We start from the raw sequence: 16,322 nt of genomic DNA on the forward strand, positions 1-16,322 counted from the left end.
ATGGTTTAAAGTTCAGGCCGCCGCTGCTTCCGCGCGCGCGAAGATCGCCTCGACGTTCGGCAGGACCACGACGCTGTCGCCATGCCGGAAGAGGCTGCGGATGAAATCGCGGCGCCAGCGCATGCCGACGGCGGGCGTCGGCTCGCGAGTCTCCTGGCCGAGCGTGGTCACTTCAAGCACCTTGTCGGTCTTGAGCCCGATCAGCACCGGCTCGCCGTCGAGGTCGAGCTCGATCACGACGATGCGCGCGTCGATCGTCGCCTCGCCGCGCGGCAGGCCGAATGCCAGCCGGAGGTCGGCGATCGGGATGACCTTGCCGCGGAAGTTGACGACGCTGCCGACGAGATCGCGCGAGCCTGGCACGGCGGTCTCGGTCAGCAGGTCGAGTATCTCGCAGACCAGTCCGGCCTCGATCGCGAAGATGTCCTGGTCGAGGTGGAAGGTCAGCACTTCGAGCTGACCCTGATCGTTCCAGGGGATGAGTTCGTTGTCCATGGGTTGTCTCAGGCAGCCTGCTGCTGCCCCTCCAATTGCTGCCCGCGGGCGATGAGTTGGATGACGTCGAGGATCAGCGCGACGCTGCCATCGCCGAGGATGGTCGCGCCGGCGATGGTTGCGACATCCTTGTGCAGCGGCGACATCGACTTGATCACGGTCTGGTGGTTGCCGATGATCTGGTCGACCACGAGGCCGACGCGCCCGGAGTCATTGGCCGTGCCCGTGCCGATGACGACGATCTTCTGGAACGTGTCGGGCCGGGTGCCCGTGGCGAAAACCTCGCGCAGGCGAAGGAACGGCACCAGCCGGTCGCGCAGCTTGATCAGGCTGGAACCACGCGACCGCAGGTCTTCCTCGAGGCTCAGCTCGATGCATTCCTCGACCGCCGAGAGCGGGATGACGTAGCGGCCTTCGCCGACGCCCACGAGCAGGCCGTCGATGATCGCCAGGGTCAGCGGAATGCGCAGGGTAATTGTCGATCCCTCGCCGGGCTGGGTGGCGATGTCGATCGTCCCGCGCAGGCTTTCGATCGTGCGCTTGACCACGTCCATGCCGACGCCGCGGCCCGAGAGGTTGGTGACTTCGGCCGCGGTCGAGAAACCCGGTGCGAAGATCATCTGCAGCAGTTCCTGGTCGCTCAGCACCTGCCCCGGCTGGATCAGCCCATTGGCTTCGGCCTTGGCGCGGATGCGGTCGCGGTCCATGCCGCGGCCGTTGTCGCGGATCTTGATGATGACCTCGCCGCCCGCCTGGAGCGCGCTGAGCCGGACCTCGCCGGTCGCGGGCTTGCCCGCCGCCTCGCGCAGGTCGGGCGTTTCGAGGCCGTGATCGCAAGCATTGCGGATGAGGTGGACCATCGGGTCGGCCAACCGCTCGATGACAGTCTTGTCGAGCTCGGTGCTCTCGCCTTCGGTGACCAGCGAGATCGACTTGCCGGTCTCGTGCGCCAGATCGTGGACCAAACGGCGGAAGCGGCCAAACAGCGTCGACACGGGCACCATGCGCAGCACCATCATCGTGTCGCGCAGTTCGGAAATCAGCCGCTCGATATCTTCAGAGACGGAGCGCAGCGCGGTATTGGTATCGTGGTGGGCGATCTGCGACAGCCGGCTCTGGACGATGACGAGTTCGCCGACGCGGTCCATCAGCTCGTCGAGCCGCTCGGCCGGAACGCGGACGTTCTCGACCGGCCGGTCCTTTGTCGGTGCGGGGGAAGAAGAAGATGCCGGCGCCGCCTGGGAGGGAGAGTGCGGCGGCGCCGGCAAGTGGGAAGCAGCGGGTGCAATTGCCGCTTCCGGAGGGAACTCTACGATGGGGTCGGCATCGGCCGTACTCTGATGGAGCGGCTCGAGCTGCAGCTCCATGTCGTCGATCACGAACATGAACACGTCTTCGATGTCGGAGCGCGAGACGTCGCCGCGCAGCGTCACGTCCCAGCCGAAATAGCACTGGGTCGGATCGAATTCGGCGAGCGCCGGCAACCGGTCGCGTAGCACGGCGACCTCAGCCTCGCCCAATTCGCGCAGCTCGTCGAGCAGGCCGAGCGGGTTGAGCCCGTTCACCAGGCAGCCGCCCGGCAGATAGAAGCGGATCGACCACCCAACCGATGCCGCGGGCGCTGAAGGGGTCTCGACTACGACCACCGCCGCGGCGGGCTGATCCGAGTCTTCCTCCATCGCGCTGCGCAGGCGGCCGAGAATCGCCTCGCCCTCGGCCCCGTCAGCCGGGGTGTCGCGATCGAGCAGCGCAGCCATGTGATCCTTGGCCGAAAGGATGGCGTCGACCAGCTCGGGCGTGGCCGCGGCCTTGCCCTTACGCACGCGGTCGAAGGCGGTCTCGCAGTGGTGGGTAAAGCTGGCGAGCCCATCGAAGCCGAACATGGCCCCCGAACCCTTCAGCGTATGAAGGCCGCGGAAGACGGCGTTGATCAGGTCATCGTCCTGCAGGTTCCGGCCGAGGTCGAGCAGGTCCTGCTCGACCTGGTCGAGCAGATCGCCGGCCTCGACGAGGAAGGCCGCGACTGGATCGCCGCCGCTCATCGGCTGAGCACCTTGCCGACGACGCGCAGCAGCTGGTCGGGCACGAAAGGCTTGACCAGCCAGCCGGTGGCGCCGGCGGCCTTGGCTTCGGCCTTGACCGCATCATCCGATTCCGTGGTGAGGAAGAGGATCGGCACGCCGGTCTGGAGCGTGCCCTTGCGGATCTCACGGATCATCGACAGCCCGTCCATATTGGGCATGTTGAGATCGGTAAGGATCAGGTCGAAGCGCTCGGCGTTGGCCTTGCCCAGCCCGTCTTGGCCATCGCTGGCTTCGGTGACTTTATAGCCGGCCCCGGTCAGCGCGATCTTGATCGCCATGCGCAGGCTAGCGGAATCGTCAACGGCAAGAATGGAAGCAGACATTATACGGTTTCCTCACCAATCCAGAATTCGAGGTCGGATGGATCCGCGCCTTCCCGGTAACCGCACCGGGCAAGCAGCGACGTGATGTTGGGGTTGGCCTGCGTGCTCAGCGCCAGCACGCGGCTGGCTTCGGCCAGTTCAGCGCGATAGACGTCGACCGTCTGAACAAAGGTCAGATCGACGTCCTCGAGCTCCGAGACGTCGATGACAACACGATCCGCTGGGGCGGAATCGCCTAATCGCGCGGCGAATTCTGCAACGGTCCGCGTGGTGACGCTGGATCCTGTGGCAAACTGCACTTCCACGGCCATTATACTCCTGGCTATTCGCACCAAGTCGATCAGACTTCGCTCGTTAGCCAGATAAGCCAATATTTATGAACACGGTATTTAGGTTACCGCTAGTTGATCCAACATAGTTTATAAATACTACATTGGATATAGTCTTATCACATAGGCCAAAAATAATACCTGATTCATCAATATACAACTCAAATCCGAAATGGATATATTTATAGGTCGTTTTCGGTCTTGTACCTGATCGCGAGGCAACGGTTCCTTCACCATCACGCCCGAACCGCAACCCTGGGTCGACACGACGCCCCGGCGATCTGTGCGAAACCACACGGTTGCGTATCCTTTAACTTTCTTGAATTATGAGCCACACCGGCTATTAGTAGCCTGAGAACACTGGTCTCACGCGGATATCCGCGGAAACGGACCTAAAAGGTGGAATTGATGGATACGGGATTCCTGGGTTTTCTGGCCGAGCACTACAATTGGCTGCTCTCGCTCTATGCCGGTCTCGGCATCATCGCGGTGTCGCTGGCAGGACGCGTCGTCCGCCTGATTCCGGCTTTTGGCGCAGCCCACAAGCTCAACAGCGAGACGCTGGCGAAGAAGATGGAGCGCCCGGCCTATGCGCAGAACCAGGCCTGGAACCGCAAGTGGGCCGGGCTCTATCTCGTCGTCATCTTCGCGGGCATCCTGCCTTTCTGCCTGACGACCGAAGCCCAGCCATGGTGGAACGTGCTGTCGGACATCGTCATCGTCCTGATGGTCTACGACTTTTTCTACTACCTGATGCACCGCTTCCTGTTCCACGATAGCAAGTTCCTCGGCGGTCCGTTGATGTGGGTCCACGCCGTCCACCACCGGCAGCACAACCCCTGCCGCATGGATTCGAGCTACATCCACCCGATCGAGGTGGCGATGGGGCTCGGGCTCTTCGTCCTGACGATCTTCCTGCTGTCGTTCCCGATGGGCAATTTCCACGTCGTCACGCTGGTCGTCACCTGGGTCGCCTTCTCGCAGATCAACCTGCACAACCACACGCTGTGGGAAGCCGATCGGTTTCCGTTCAAGTACCTGAGCTTCCTGTCGAAGATGCACCACAACCACCACGCGCGGTTCACCGGCGGCAACTTCGCGACGATCACGCTGCTCTACGACTGGCTGTTCGGCACGATCGACCATGGCAAAGGCTGGGGCGACGGCGCGAAGCGTCCGCAGTCCAAGCAGAAGCCGAACACGCCGAGCGCGGCCTGACTTTGGTCTGCGGTTGATCGCCCTGCCATAGCCGTTATCCTCTCCCGCAGACCGCATTCAAGCGGCGCGGGAGAGCGGCATGGGCCATCGGCGGATCGAACTGCGCATCGACACCGGAACACAGAGCAGCGGCAAGGCCTGGACGCTCGCCGCAACCGTCCACCTGCCCGATGACGCCGCGCTGGGTCCCCGCCCGCCACTGCTCGTCGCCATGCCAGGCGGCGGCTATACGCGGCACTATTTCGACTTGCGCGAGGCCGGCTACAGCGAAGCCGAGCATCACGTCGCCCGAGGCGTCGTGGTCGTGGCGTTCGACCACCTGCGCGTCGGCGACAGCGACATTCCCGATCTCGAAGAGGCGAGCCTGACCGCCTGCGCCGAGGCAAATCACGCCGCGGTCGGCGTCATCCTCGAAAAGCTGCGCAGCGGCACGCTGGACTCGGCCATCAAAGCGATCGACCCGGCCGTAGTAGTCGGCGTCGGCCAGTCGATGGGCGGCCATATCGGCCTGCTCATGCAAGCCGGTCACAAGACCTTCGACGCGCTCGCCATGCTCGGCAGCAGCGTGGTCTCGACCCGCCTGCCCGCGCGCGAAGTGGGCAAGGAAGTCAGCCTGATGGGCCAGACCGATCCGGTGAACGGCCTCTCGGCGCTGGTCGGCTTCGACTTCCAGTTTGCGTTCCACTGGGAAGACGTGCCCGAACGCTTCGCCGAGGCCGACATCGCCGGCCAGCGTGGCTCGGGGGCCCTGCCCTACTGGCGCAGCGCGACCACGCCGAATGCCGGCGGCGGACTGCTGCCCGGCCACCTCTCGGGCGCGGCCGCGGTCGTCACCGTGCCGGTGCTGCTGGGCATGGGCGAGCGCGACGTCTGCCAGGACAGCTTGCGCGAACTCGCCGCCTTCATGTCGACCCGCGACCTCGCGCTGTTCGTCGCGCCGAGGATGGCGCACATGCACAACTTCGCGGGGACGCGCGAACTGATCTGGCGCCGGCTCGACGCCTTCATCGCGCAGGTCGCCGACCGCGCAGGCTAGCCCTACCCCTTCGCCGGCATGGCATTGTGCCGCATCTGGTTGAACGGCATCTCGGGATCGTAGCCCGGCTCGCGCGGCAGGCCGAGGTGCCGCTCGGCGACGAGGTTGAGCTGCATCTCGAGCGTGCCGCCACCGATGCGATGCGTGGTCACGCGGGTGAGACCGATGTCGGGCTCCGCGCCCAGCGGTGCCGCGACACCGACCGGCCCGGCCAGCGCCGACAGCAACGCGGTGCGCCGCACGTCGGTGCGCGCAACGAGCAGGCTGGAGACGGTACCCGCAGAGTCGGGCAGCGTCTTGTTGCGTAGCCCCTTGCCGATCCGCTGCCCGGTCAGGTTGTAGACCGTGTCGATGACGAAGGCCTCGCCAACCGCCTGCCGCGCCAATGGGTCCTTGGCCCGGCCGAGCGACCGCGCCAGATCGACATAGCGCTGCGAGAGCTGAATCTGCTCGGAGGCCGCCGCCTGGCGCAGGCCAGCGTGCCAGCCCTTGGCCATGCCGGCGCGCTCGGAGGCGAGCTGGGTCTGCGCGACTTTCCAGCCGGCGCCAACCTCACCGACGCGGTCCTCGTCGGGCACGGCGACGTCGTCGAGGAATTCCTGGCAGAAATCGCTGCCGCCGCGGACCAGCTTGATCGGATGGATCGTCATGCCCGGCGCATGCATGTTGACGAGGAACATGGTCAGACCTGCATGCTTGCGCACGGTGGGATCGGTGCGCGCGAGGCACAGGCCCATGTCCGAGACGTGGCCGCCGCTGGTCCAGACCTTCGAGCCGTTGAGCACCCAGCCGTCGCCACGCTTCTCGGCGCGCGTCAGGCAGCCGGCGAGGTCCGATCCGCCCGAAGGCTCGGACAAAAGCTGGCACCAAAGCTGCTCACCGCTGAGCATCTTGGGGATATACTTGCTCTTCTGCTCCTCGGAGCCGTTCACCAGCAGCACGGGCAGGACGATGTTGAAGGCGTTGCCGAAGTGCCAGGCGAGACGGTAGGGCTCGGCCTCTTCGTAGAAGATCTCCTCGAAGCGGTGGTCGAGCCCCTGCCCGCCATAGGTCTTGGGCACGGTGATGCCGGCAAGATCGCCGTCCCAGAGGATGCGCTGGATCTCGCGGTCGCGGTTGACGAGGGCTACATCCTCGAAGGCATTGGCCGGCTCGCCCGGCACCCGCGGCGGCATGCGGCCGCCCATGTACTGACGCGCGCGCAGGCGGAAAGCGCGCTGCTCGTCGGTGTCGCGGTCCTCAGTGGTCTGGCGGGGACCGGTGCGCTCTTCTGCAGAATTCAGCATTGTCGTTCCTCCCTCAAAGGCCGGCCCTAGAGACCTGCAATGCGGCAGAGCCGCTCGTGATGGACGGCGGGCGTGCCCCAGAGCTGCTCGTTCGAGACCGCCCGGCGCAGGTAGAAATGGATGTCGTGCTCCCAGGTCACGCCGATGCCGCCGTGCATCTGCACGCAGTCGCGGATGATCTCGGTGGCGAAGCGGCCGCAGTGGCTCTTGGCGACGCTGACCGCGATGGCCGCGTCGGGCGCTCCCGCCTGCACCGCCTTGGCTGCGTGAGCGGCCACGGCCTTGGCGCCTTCGAGCTGCGCGGCGTGGTCCGCCAGCCGGTGCTTGAGCCCCTGGAACGAGCCGATCGGGCGGTTGAAGGCATAGCGCTCCTTGACCCATTCAAGCGTGAATTCGAGCGCGCGGTCGGTGACGCCGACAGTTTCGGCACATTGCAGCGCTAGCGCGACCTGGAGCTGCCGCTCGACCTGATCGGCCGCGTCGGCGGCGGCTCCCAGCAGCGCCCCCCGCGGAAACCCGAACGCTCTCGAAACGCACCTCTGCCAGCCGGCGGCCGAGATCGAGCGCCGCGAGCGGCGTGATCGTGATGCCCGGCATCGAGGCCGGCAGCAGGAATTGCGATGTGCCATCGTCGCCCATTGCGGTCACCAGCAGCAGGTCGGCGACTTCAGCGTCCTCGACGATCCCGCGAGGCCATCGAGGATATAACCGTCGTAGCCGCGCCCCGCGGTGATGGCGCCCGGTTCAGCCCCGGCTGCAGCGCCCGTGCCGCCCAGGCACCAGGCTGCGATCGTTTGACCGCTGGCCAGGCCCGGAAGAATGCTCGCCTGCTGCTCGGCCGTTCCCGCCCGAGAAACGGCGTCGGCGACAACGCAGGACGACAGGAACGGCCCGGAGAACACCACGCGGCCGAGTTCTTCGGCGACGATGGCGGCATCCACCACGCCTTCCGACATTTCGGCGATGCCACCGTGCGCTTCAGGAACGAACAGCGCGATCCAGCCGAGCTCCGCGCCCTCGCGCCAGGCACCGAGGTCGATCCGCTCGCCGCCGTCTGCCAGCCGACGCACTGCGCCGATCGGCGACCGCTCTTCGAGGAACCGCCGCGTCATGTCGCGCAGCATCAGTTGGTCGTCGGTTGCGGTAACGTCCACGCCGTTTCTCCCGTGTTGTGCGAGAATGCTAAAACACAGAAGCAGACGGCGCGCAAAGGGGCGAATACGATCGCCGCTATGAACCTGCGGCAGCCCGATCAGATGAACGGATAGGGATAGGCCATCGCATAGTAGTCGAAGATCCGGCGACCGTAGTTATGGTCATATTCCGGATAGGCCGCACCGTGCCGCGGCGCGTCGTCGAGCTGCTCCTTGGTTACGTCGACGACATAGCCTCCCTTGTCGGTGTCATAGGACAGCATGCCCCAGGGCAGCGGGTAATAGTCGTTGCCTAACCCTAGGATGCCGCCGAATTCGATGACCGCATATTCGGCCTGGCCGCTGACCTTGCCGACCAAGAAGTTCTTGATCGAACCGAGCTTGTGGCCCTTGCGATCATAGACCTTGGTGCCCTCGACCCGGTCAGAGGCGATCAGGCGGTGGCGTTCCTGGGCAACGGGGTTGAGCGTATCGACCATGGGTCGTTCCTCTCGTGGTTGTATCCTAGCGTAAGAAGGAAACGGACGGGCCGTGGCCAGGGTTCCCGTTCTCCGGGATTGAAGGCCGCGTGATGCCGCCCTATCCCCCGCCCGATGGACAAGCCCGCGCTGCTCTTCGTCTGCCTCGGCAACATCTGCCGCTCACCCCTCGCCGAGGCCGCATTCCGCGAGGCTGCGACGAAAGCGGGGCTAGACGCCAAGGCCGATTCCGCGGGCACGGGCGACTGGCACGTCGGCAATCCGCCCGATCGTCGCGCCCAGGCCGAAGCGCTTCGCCACGGTATCGACATCTCGAGCTACCGCGCGCGACAGGTCAGCCCGGACGATTTCCGCCGCTTTACCCATATCTACGCGCTGGACAGCAACAATCTCACCAACTTGCGTGCCTTGGCTCCGGCGGACGGCACGGCGAAGCTCGCGTTGCTGCTCGACGAGGTCCCCGGAATGGCCGGGCGATCGGTGGCCGATCCCTACTTCGGCGACGACGCCGGCTTCGCCGACACCTGGCGCGAGGTCAGCCTCGCGGCGGAGGCATTAGTCAGGGAATTGCGCGGCTAGAGCAGATACATGGTCAGCCAGCGCGCTGCGACCGCCGGCCGTTCGACGCCTTCGACCTCGAGCGTCACATCCATCGCCTCGCGCACCTGGCCCGGGCCGTCGCGGCGCAGTTCGGCGATGGTGAAGTGCCCGCGGATCCGGCTGCCCGAGCGTACCGGACTGATGAAGCGGACCTTGTCGAAACCGTAGTTCACCCCCGTCCGCATCCCCGGCAGCCGCGGCCGCGGCGTCTCCGAGCGTAGCGGCGCGAACAGCGAGAGCACGAGGAAGCCATGCGCGATGGTCCCGCCAAACTCGGTCTCGGCCGCCTTCACCGGATCGACGTGGAGGAACATCCAGTCGCGCGTGGTATCGGCGAAGCGGTCTATCAGGTCCTGGTCGACCAGCATCCAGTCCGACACATAGGTTTTGCCCTGCTCGCTCTGAATGAACGCATCAACTTCATTGCTCACGTCGTTCCACCCTCTCGTTTTCCCTGTTCTGCACGGTTTGGACAGCCCCCCGCCAGTTTGCTTTTGTCGAGGCTTTGCCTATATAGCGGGGCGACGCCCCGGCCGTGCAGACGCGCAAGCGACCTGCCTCTGCCGGGGCTTACTTTTCGTACTTTTCGATTTCGCCAAGAATTCGCTCGCTTAGCATTTCCCAAGGAACGCATGATGTCCCGTCGCCGCCAGATCTACGAGGGCAAGGCCAAGATTCTCTACGAAGGCCCCGAACCCGGCACGCTGATCCAGTACTTCAAGGACGATGCCACGGCCTTCAACGCCCAGAAGAAGGGCACGATCCAGGGCAAAGGCGTGATCAACAACCGCATCAGCGAGTATGTCTTCACGCGGCTCAACCACATCGGCGTGCCGAATCACTTCATCCGCCGGATCAACATGCGCGAGCAGGTGATCCGCCAGGTCGAGATCATCCCGATCGAAGTGGTCGTGCGCAACGTCGCCGCCGGGTCGATCTCCAAGCGCCTCGGTATCCCCGAGGGCGAGCCGCTGCCGCACACCTTGATCGAATACTATTTCAAGGACGATGCGCTGGGCGATCCGATGATCGCCGAAGAGCACATCGCCTGCTTCGGCTGGGCTTCGAACGAGGAGATGCAGGACATCTCGGCGATGGCGATCCGGGTGAACGATTTCCTCTGCGGCATGTTCGCGGCGATCAACATCCGCCTGGTCGACTTCAAGCTTGAATTCGGCCGTATCTGGGAAGGCGACTACAGCCGCGTCATCCTGGCCGACGAGATCAGCCCCGACGGCTGCCGCCTATGGGACATGACCACGGGCGAGAAGCTCGACAAGGACCGCTTCCGCCGCGATCTCGGCGGAGAGCAGGAAGCCTATCAGGAAGTCGCCCGCCGCCTCGGCCTGCTGCAGGACGACAACGGTCCTTCCGAAGTGTTCGATCTTTCGAAGCACCGGAAACTTCGCGGCAAGTGAGGCATTATATTTGCTCGGTCGTTTTTACGCGACCGAGCAAAAGTGCACTTATCGCGTCCCCTGAGGACAAGGCTGGCCTGGAGCGGCGGAGACCAGATGCGGCGTAATCCGTCCCTAATCCTCTTCCTTCTGGCATCCCTTTTTCTCTCCGCCTGCGCCCCGCAGACCGAGCGAATCGCCTCCGCCAGCCGTCCACGACCGGTCTGGGGCTTCCTCGAAAGCGACATCCCGCCCGAGGCCGCCTACAAGTTCAACCGCCTGCCCAACGGCATGCGCTACGTCATCCGCCGCAACGCCAATCCCAAGGGGACGGCGATGGTGCGGATGGAAGTGGCCGCCGGTTCGCTCGACGAAAGCCCGGCCGAGCGCGGTTTCGCCCATTTCGTCGAACACATGGCCTTCAACGGCAGCACCCACGTTCCCGAAGGCGACATGATCCGCCTGCTCGAACGCGACGGCCTCGCCTTCGGCGCCGATACCAATGCGGCGACGGGGTTCGAGACCACGACCTACATGCTCGACCTGCCGCGCGCCGATCCCAAGCTGCTCGACACTGCGCTGATGCTGATGCGCGAGACCGCCAGCGAACTGACGATCTCGCCCGAAGCCGTCGCCCGCGAGCGCGGCGTGATCCTCGCCGAAATGCGCGACCGCAACACCTGGCAGATGCGCAACGGCATGGACCAGGCCAAGTTCCTTCATCCCCAGGCACTCTATCCCGATCGCTTCCCGGTGGGCGTGGCCGACACGATCAACGCCGCTACTGCCGAAGGTCTCAAGGCCTTCTGGCAGCGCGAATATGTGCCCGAGCACACGACGATCGTCGTCATCGGCGATTTCGCCCCCGAAGACGTCGAGCCGATGATCATCAAGAAGTTCGGCGACTGGCAGGCACGCCCGGCCCTGGTCCAGCCCGATCCCGGCCCGATCGACATCAAGTCGAAGGATCGCACCGAGATCTACGTCGACCCCGCGCTGTCCGAACGCGTCACCGCCTCGCGCCACGGCGGCTGGATCGACGGCCCCGATACCATGGCCCAGCGACGCGAGAACCTGTTGCGGCAGATCGGCTATGCGATCATCAACCGCCGGCTGCAGCGCATCCAGCGCCAGCCCAACCCTCCGTTCCGTGGCGCCGGCTTCGGCACCGGCGACATGTTCCGCGACGGGCGGACGACCAATCTCATCGTCGATACGATCGACGGCAAGTGGCGGCGCGGGCTGATCGCCGCGGCCGTCGAGTACCGCCGCGCGCTGCGTTACGGATTCAGCCTCGGCGAAGTGGCCGAGCAGATCGCCAATATCCGCACGGGCACGCAGAACGCCGCGGCCTCGGCCGGCACGCGCAGCAACGGCGCGCTGATGGGCGCGGTGTTCGACCTGCTGCGCAATGACATGGTCCCCTCCTCGCCGCAGAGCGTGCTCGACCGGCTCGAGGCCTTCATTCCCGAAATCACCCCGGAGCGCGTCCAGGCCGCACTCAAGACCGAGGTCGTCCCGCTCAAGGACCCGCTGCTGCGCTTTCAGGGCCGCGTTCAGCCCGAAGGCGGCGAGAAGGCGATCCGCGGCGCCTGGAACGAGGCCATGCGCGCACCGATCACGCGCGGTGCCGACGTCGCCAGCGCCGGCTTCGCCTATAACGATTTCGGCACGCCGGGCACGGTCGTCAGCGACACGCGCGAGCCGGCGCTCGGCATCCGCGAAGTGCGTTTCTCCAACGGCGTCCGCCTGAATCTCAAGCATACCGACATCGACAAGGACCGGATCTTCGTCCAGCTCAGTGTCGACGGCGGTGACATGCTGAACACCAGGGACAATCCGCTGGCGACGCAGATGGTCTCGGCCATGTCCGTCGGCGGGCTCGGCAAGCACAGCCAGGATGAACTTCAGTCGATCCTAGCCGGGCACACGGTCTCGACCGGCATTTCCAGCACGCCCGAGACCTTCGTCTCGACCGCACAGACCACGCCGCGTGACCTGCAGTTGCAGCTCGAAGTGATGGCCGCGACGATCACCGATCCCGGTTACCGTCCCGAGGGCGAGATCCAGTACCGGCTCAACATCAACAACTTCTTCGCCCAGTACCATGCCACGCCGAACGCGGCGCTGAGCAATTCGGTTGGCGGCCTCCTGTCGGACAACGACTCTCGCTTCACGCTCCAACCCGTCGAAGCCTACCGCAAGCTGACTTTCGCCAAGCTCAAGACCGATCTTGCCGACCGGCTCGCCCATGGCGCCATCGAGATCGGCGTGGTCGGCGACCTCGACGAAGATCAGACGATCGCCCTAGTCGCTCGCACCCTCGGCGCCCTCCCCGCGCGCGAAGCCGACTTCCGGCCTTACGATGCGCAGCGCACGCGGCCCTTCACCAAGAGCCATCGCCAGCGTATCGTCCGTCACACCGGCCCGTCCGACCAGTCGCTGCTGCGCCTGACCTGGCCGACGCGCGACGACGGCGATCCGGTGCAGTCGCTGATGCTCGAACTGCTCGAAAAGGTCATGCGCATCGAACTGACCGAGACACTGCGCGAGAAGCTCGGCAAGGCCTACAGCCCCAGCGCGGCGAGCACGCTCTCGCGGTTCTGGAAGGACTACGGCGTCTTCGGCATCGCCGCCTCGATCGACGTTCACGAGATCCCCGCGACCCGCGCGGCGATCATGGAGACCGTCGCCGAACTGCGCGCCGCCCCGGTCAGCGACGATATCCTCCAGCGCGCCCGTGCGCCCATGATCGAAGGGCTCGACAACGGCCTCAAGAGCAACGGCGGCTGGCTCAGCCTCGTCGACCGCGCCCAGACCGAACCCGACGAGATCGACCGCTACCTCCAGGCCAAGAACCGCCTGCTGGCGCTTACAACGCTCGACGTGCAGGCGATGGCGATCCGCTACCTCGACCCCAAGCAGGACGTCGAGGTGCTAGTGCTCCCCGAAGGCGTGGAGGAGCCGAAAGGCTAAGCCTTCCGTCCGGTCTTGTCCTCCCAGGCCTTGAAGGCCGCCTCGGCGCCCTTGGTCCGCTCGGCCTCCAGCCGGTCGATATTGCTTTCGAGCGCAGCGTAGCTTTCCTGACGGTTGCGGTTCGTCCCCGCGAAATGCGGCATGACGAAACGCGCGTAGAGCTCGTAGCTCTTCTTGGTCTGCTCCCAGTCCGCCCAATTGTGCGACTGGAACAGCATGACGCCGAACTCGCCTTGCTTCATCTGGAGCCGCTCGATCATGGTGATCGCATCGTCAGGGGTGCCGATCACTGCGCGGCCGGCACCCACCAGCACGTCGACGAGATCGCCGCCACCGGTCAGCCCGCGCATCCCCGCCGGCGCGACGCGATCGAAGTACTCGGCCCAGCGCGGCAGGCCGAGCGCAACGTCGGCACGCGCCTGTTCGCGCGTCGCGGCGATGTGCATCGGGACGACGAGGCGCAGCTTGGCCGGGTCCATCGTCTTGCCGTGCTCTTCGGCCATCTGGCAGGCGATCTTCCAGTTCTCGTCGAGCACGTCGAAGCCCGCAGTCTCGGTTGCCGCGACGCAGAGCATGCCGAAGCCGTGCTTGCCCGCGAGCATGCCGCCCGACGGCGTGATCGCGCTCGCCACGGCGATCTCGGGGTGCGGCAGCGTATAGGGCCGCAAGTGCGTGCGCGCCTTGTCGAGCTTGTACCAGGCGGTCTCGTGGGTGACTTCCTCGCCGGAGAGCAGCGGCACGATGATCTTGGCCACTTCCTCAAGCATCGGCCGCAAGAGCTTGATATCGGCGCCGATCATCTCGGCATCGGTGGGCAGCAGGCCCGGCCCCATGCCGAACATCACCCGGCCCATCGTCATGTGATCAAGCTGGAGGATGCGGTTCGCGACCATCAGCGGGTTGTGATAAGGCATCGACACCACACCGGTTCCCAGCCGGATGCGATGCGTCCGCTCGGCCGCGGCGGCGATCATCAGTTCGGGCGAGCCGATGATCTCCCAGCCGGTCGAATGATGTTCGCCGAACCACGCCTCGGTGAAGCCCAGCTTCTCGACCCATTCGACCAGCTCGAGGTCGCGCCTGAGGCCCAGCGTCGGGCTTTCGATGACGTCGTGATAGGGCGCGACGAAAATGCCGTGCTGGAGATTGATAGCGGTCATTGTGCAGTAAATCCTCCGTCGACCATGATACAGGCGCCGGTGATGAAGGACGCTGCGTCGGAAAGCAGGAAAGCGGCAGTCTCGGCCACTTCATGGGGTTCGCCGATCCGGCCGATCGGATGCCCGGCCTCGGTCATGCGCCGCAGATCCGGGTTGGTCCCCAAGGCATCGGTGAACATTCGCGTCTCCACCGCGCCGGGGAGGATGGCGTTGACGCGGATACCCTTGCCGCTGGCCTCGACCGCCGCGGCGCGCGTGGCGCCGACGACCCCGTGCTTGGCGGAAACGTAGTCGGCCGACCAGGCCATGCCGACGGCACCCGCGGCCGAGGACGTGTTGACGATCGCACCGCCGCCGTGAGCCGACATATGCGCGATCTCGTGCTTCATGCACAGGAACACGCCGGTCAGATTGACGGCGAGACTGCGCTGCCACTGGGTCAAGGCCATGCTGTCCAGCAAGGCATTGCCCGCGTTGATGCCGGCGTTGTTGAAGGCCGCGTGCAGACCGCCGAACGTCGCGACGGCATTTTCGACCATAGTGCTGACCTCATCCTCGTCGGTCACGTCGACACGGATCGCGATTGCCTCGCCGCCGGCGACGCGAATGTCTGCCGCGAGGGACTCGCAGGCAGCCTCGTCGAGATCAGCGATCGCGACTTTCGCCCCGCGCGCTGCGCAGAGCCGCGCGGTCGCGCTACCGATCCCGCCCGTGCCGCCGGTGACGAGGACGACCTTGCCCGTCAGACTCAGCCGCTCGAAAGGACCGCTCACAGCAGTCCCATCCCTTTCGCCACGTCCTCGAGCGCCTTGAAAGCGCTGTCGTCTTCCATGTCATTGACCCCGACGAGGATGCGCTTGACGCCGACTTCCTCATATTCGGCGACGAGTTCCCTGGCATTGACCGGCTTCAGGTCGTCATAGGCACCCGCCCCCCAGGGCGGAAGTTCGCCGACGCCGAAGCTGATGGCGGGAACGATCAGCGAGATGTCGAGCCGGTCGAAGTCCGTGCCCTCCTCCTCGCAGAACCCGCGCAGCATGGCGAGTTGCTCGCGCATCTGCGCGGGGCTGAGGAACGAAGGCAGCCAGCCGTCGGCCATGCGCGCGACGCGGCGCAGAACCTTGCTATTCTCGGTCTTGTCATTGCCCGAGCCGATCAGGACGGGCAGCTTCTTCTGCAGCGGCTTGGGATTGCAATGGACCGGCGGGAAGGAGACGTGCTCGCCCGAATAGCTGGCCTCGTCCTCGGTCCACAGCGTCTCGACCGCGCGCATGAAGTCGAGCGTGCGGCCGAGCCGCTTGTTGAATGGATAGCCGAAGACCGGCGCCTCGTCCTCGATCCAGCCGGTGCCATAGCTGAAGATCACGCGCCCGCCCGATATGCGGTCGAGCGTCGCCACTTCCTTGGCCAGCAGCAGCGGATCGCGCTGTGGGACGATGCAGATGTTAGTGCCGAGCTTGATCTTCTGCGTCACCGCCGCAGCGGCGGCGAGACTGACGAACAGCGCGGGCATGTGCCGGTAGTTGGGCGGAAGCGGCACACCATAGCGCTCGGCATTTGCGGCCGACACCGGGATGATCGGGTGCTCGCCCATCCACATCGATTCAAAACCGAGGGATTCGATCGCTTGCGCCAGCGCCGTCACCGGCGGGCCGAACCAGACGTAGTTGGTGGTGATGCCCAGTTTCATCGCTCTGCTCTCCCGCCGCGGCTGTCCGCGGTCCTTCCATATATATGGAACATGCCGCCCCCCTGCCTCCGCAAGGGCGCGCGCGGTTCCATTGC

17 protein-coding genes are annotated in these 16,322 nt (G+C 65.4%); 5 read left to right on the forward strand and 12 right to left on the reverse strand.

What is annotated here, in order from left to right; all coding sequences use genetic code 11:
- Window positions 1-12: 12 nt before the first annotated feature.
- From KRR38_RS10725 to KRR38_RS10740, 4 genes are read right to left on the reverse strand one after another with little or no spacing between them, the layout of a single operon-like run.
- Entirely contained in the window at window positions 13-495 is a 483-nt protein-coding gene (locus KRR38_RS10725; protein WP_217401298.1) for a chemotaxis protein CheW, read from the reverse strand.
- An 8-nt stretch (window positions 496-503) separates the two neighbouring features.
- Window positions 504-2,537, reverse strand: a complete 2,034-nt coding sequence (locus KRR38_RS10730) for a chemotaxis protein CheA (RefSeq protein ID WP_217401300.1) — start codon at window positions 2,535-2,537, stop codon at window positions 504-506.
- A complete protein-coding gene (locus KRR38_RS10735) occupies window positions 2,534-2,902 on the reverse strand; it encodes a response regulator (protein WP_217401302.1) in 369 nt (122 codons plus the stop codon). Before KRR38_RS10735 ends, KRR38_RS10730 begins: the two co-directional genes overlap by 4 nt.
- Complete coding sequence (locus KRR38_RS10740; protein WP_217401304.1) at window positions 2,902-3,213, reverse strand: STAS domain-containing protein; 312 nt, start codon at window positions 3,211-3,213, stop codon at window positions 2,902-2,904. Before KRR38_RS10740 ends, KRR38_RS10735 begins: the two co-directional genes overlap by 1 nt.
- Before the next feature lie 426 nt (window positions 3,214-3,639).
- Here KRR38_RS10740 and KRR38_RS10745 point away from each other — a divergent pair, with 426 nt between their 5' ends.
- Together KRR38_RS10745 and KRR38_RS10750 are read left to right on the forward strand one after the other, a co-directional pair.
- Complete coding sequence (locus KRR38_RS10745; RefSeq protein WP_217401306.1) at window positions 3,640-4,449, forward strand: sterol desaturase family protein; 810 nt, start codon at window positions 3,640-3,642, stop codon at window positions 4,447-4,449.
- 79 nt (window positions 4,450-4,528) lie between these two features.
- A complete protein-coding gene (locus KRR38_RS10750) occupies window positions 4,529-5,485 on the forward strand; it encodes an alpha/beta fold hydrolase (protein ID WP_217401308.1) in 957 nt (318 codons plus the stop codon).
- A gap of 2 nt (window positions 5,486-5,487) precedes the next feature.
- Here the strand turns inward: KRR38_RS10750 and KRR38_RS10755 are convergent, their stop codons facing one another.
- The 4 genes from KRR38_RS10755 to KRR38_RS10770 all read right to left on the reverse strand — a co-directional run bounded on the left by KRR38_RS10755 (window position 5,488) and on the right by KRR38_RS10770 (window position 8,404).
- Entirely contained in the window at window positions 5,488-6,771 is a 1,284-nt protein-coding gene (locus KRR38_RS10755; RefSeq protein WP_217401310.1) for an acyl-CoA dehydrogenase family protein, read from the reverse strand.
- 26 nt (window positions 6,772-6,797) lie between these two features.
- On the reverse strand, window positions 6,798-7,400 hold the full coding sequence (locus KRR38_RS10760) for an acyl-CoA dehydrogenase family protein (RefSeq protein WP_217401312.1): 603 nt from the start codon (window positions 7,398-7,400) through the stop codon (window positions 6,798-6,800).
- A 15-nt stretch (window positions 7,401-7,415) separates the two neighbouring features.
- Window positions 7,416-7,925, reverse strand: coding sequence for an acyl-CoA dehydrogenase family protein (locus tag KRR38_RS10765; RefSeq protein ID WP_217401314.1), 510 nt, complete (start codon window positions 7,923-7,925; stop codon window positions 7,416-7,418).
- 98 nt (window positions 7,926-8,023) lie between these two features.
- Window positions 8,024-8,404 (reverse strand): PRC-barrel domain-containing protein, encoded by a 381-nt coding sequence (locus KRR38_RS10770; RefSeq protein ID WP_217401316.1) that lies wholly within the window; start codon window positions 8,402-8,404, stop codon window positions 8,024-8,026.
- A gap of 114 nt (window positions 8,405-8,518) precedes the next feature.
- Here KRR38_RS10770 and KRR38_RS10775 point away from each other — a divergent pair, with 114 nt between their 5' ends.
- Complete coding sequence (locus KRR38_RS10775; RefSeq protein ID WP_217401317.1) at window positions 8,519-8,983, forward strand: low molecular weight protein-tyrosine-phosphatase; 465 nt, start codon at window positions 8,519-8,521, stop codon at window positions 8,981-8,983.
- Here KRR38_RS10775 and KRR38_RS10780 read toward each other — a convergent pair.
- Window positions 8,980-9,435: a MaoC family dehydratase gene (locus KRR38_RS10780; RefSeq protein ID WP_309141015.1), complete on the reverse strand. Its 456-nt coding sequence runs from the start codon at window positions 9,433-9,435 to the stop codon at window positions 8,980-8,982. The two genes, KRR38_RS10775 and KRR38_RS10780, sit on opposite strands and share 4 nt — an antisense overlap.
- Window positions 9,436-9,639: 204 nt before the next feature.
- Here KRR38_RS10780 and purC point away from each other — a divergent pair, with 204 nt between their 5' ends.
- Both purC and KRR38_RS10790 read left to right on the forward strand, forming a co-directional pair.
- Window positions 9,640-10,422 carry a phosphoribosylaminoimidazolesuccinocarboxamide synthase gene (gene purC / locus KRR38_RS10785; protein WP_217401319.1) on the forward strand — a complete coding sequence of 261 codons (783 nt, stop codon included), beginning with the start codon at window positions 9,640-9,642 and terminating at the stop codon, window positions 10,420-10,422.
- Between the two features lie 96 nt (window positions 10,423-10,518).
- Window positions 10,519-13,377, forward strand: a complete 2,859-nt coding sequence (locus KRR38_RS10790; RefSeq protein WP_217401321.1) for a pitrilysin family protein — start codon at window positions 10,519-10,521, stop codon at window positions 13,375-13,377.
- Here the strand turns inward: KRR38_RS10790 and KRR38_RS10795 are convergent.
- Genes KRR38_RS10795 through KRR38_RS10805 form a run of 3 tightly spaced genes read right to left on the reverse strand, consistent with a single transcriptional unit; the run spans window position 13,374 to window position 16,227 of the window.
- Complete coding sequence (locus KRR38_RS10795; protein WP_217401323.1) at window positions 13,374-14,537, reverse strand: LLM class flavin-dependent oxidoreductase; 1,164 nt, start codon at window positions 14,535-14,537, stop codon at window positions 13,374-13,376. The two genes, KRR38_RS10790 and KRR38_RS10795, sit on opposite strands and share 4 nt — an antisense overlap.
- Window positions 14,534-15,310, reverse strand: a complete 777-nt coding sequence (locus KRR38_RS10800; protein WP_309141016.1) for a glucose 1-dehydrogenase — start codon at window positions 15,308-15,310, stop codon at window positions 14,534-14,536. The genes KRR38_RS10795 and KRR38_RS10800 overlap by 4 nt, the downstream gene beginning before the upstream one ends.
- Window positions 15,307-16,227, reverse strand: a complete 921-nt coding sequence (locus KRR38_RS10805; protein ID WP_217401325.1) for a TIGR03619 family F420-dependent LLM class oxidoreductase — start codon at window positions 16,225-16,227, stop codon at window positions 15,307-15,309. Before KRR38_RS10805 ends, KRR38_RS10800 begins: the two co-directional genes overlap by 4 nt.
- Window positions 16,228-16,322: the final 95 nt, after the last annotated feature.

The sequence above is a fragment of the Novosphingobium sp. G106 genome (genome assembly GCF_019075875.1).
GTDB lineage: Bacteria > Pseudomonadota > Alphaproteobacteria > Sphingomonadales > Sphingomonadaceae > Novosphingobium.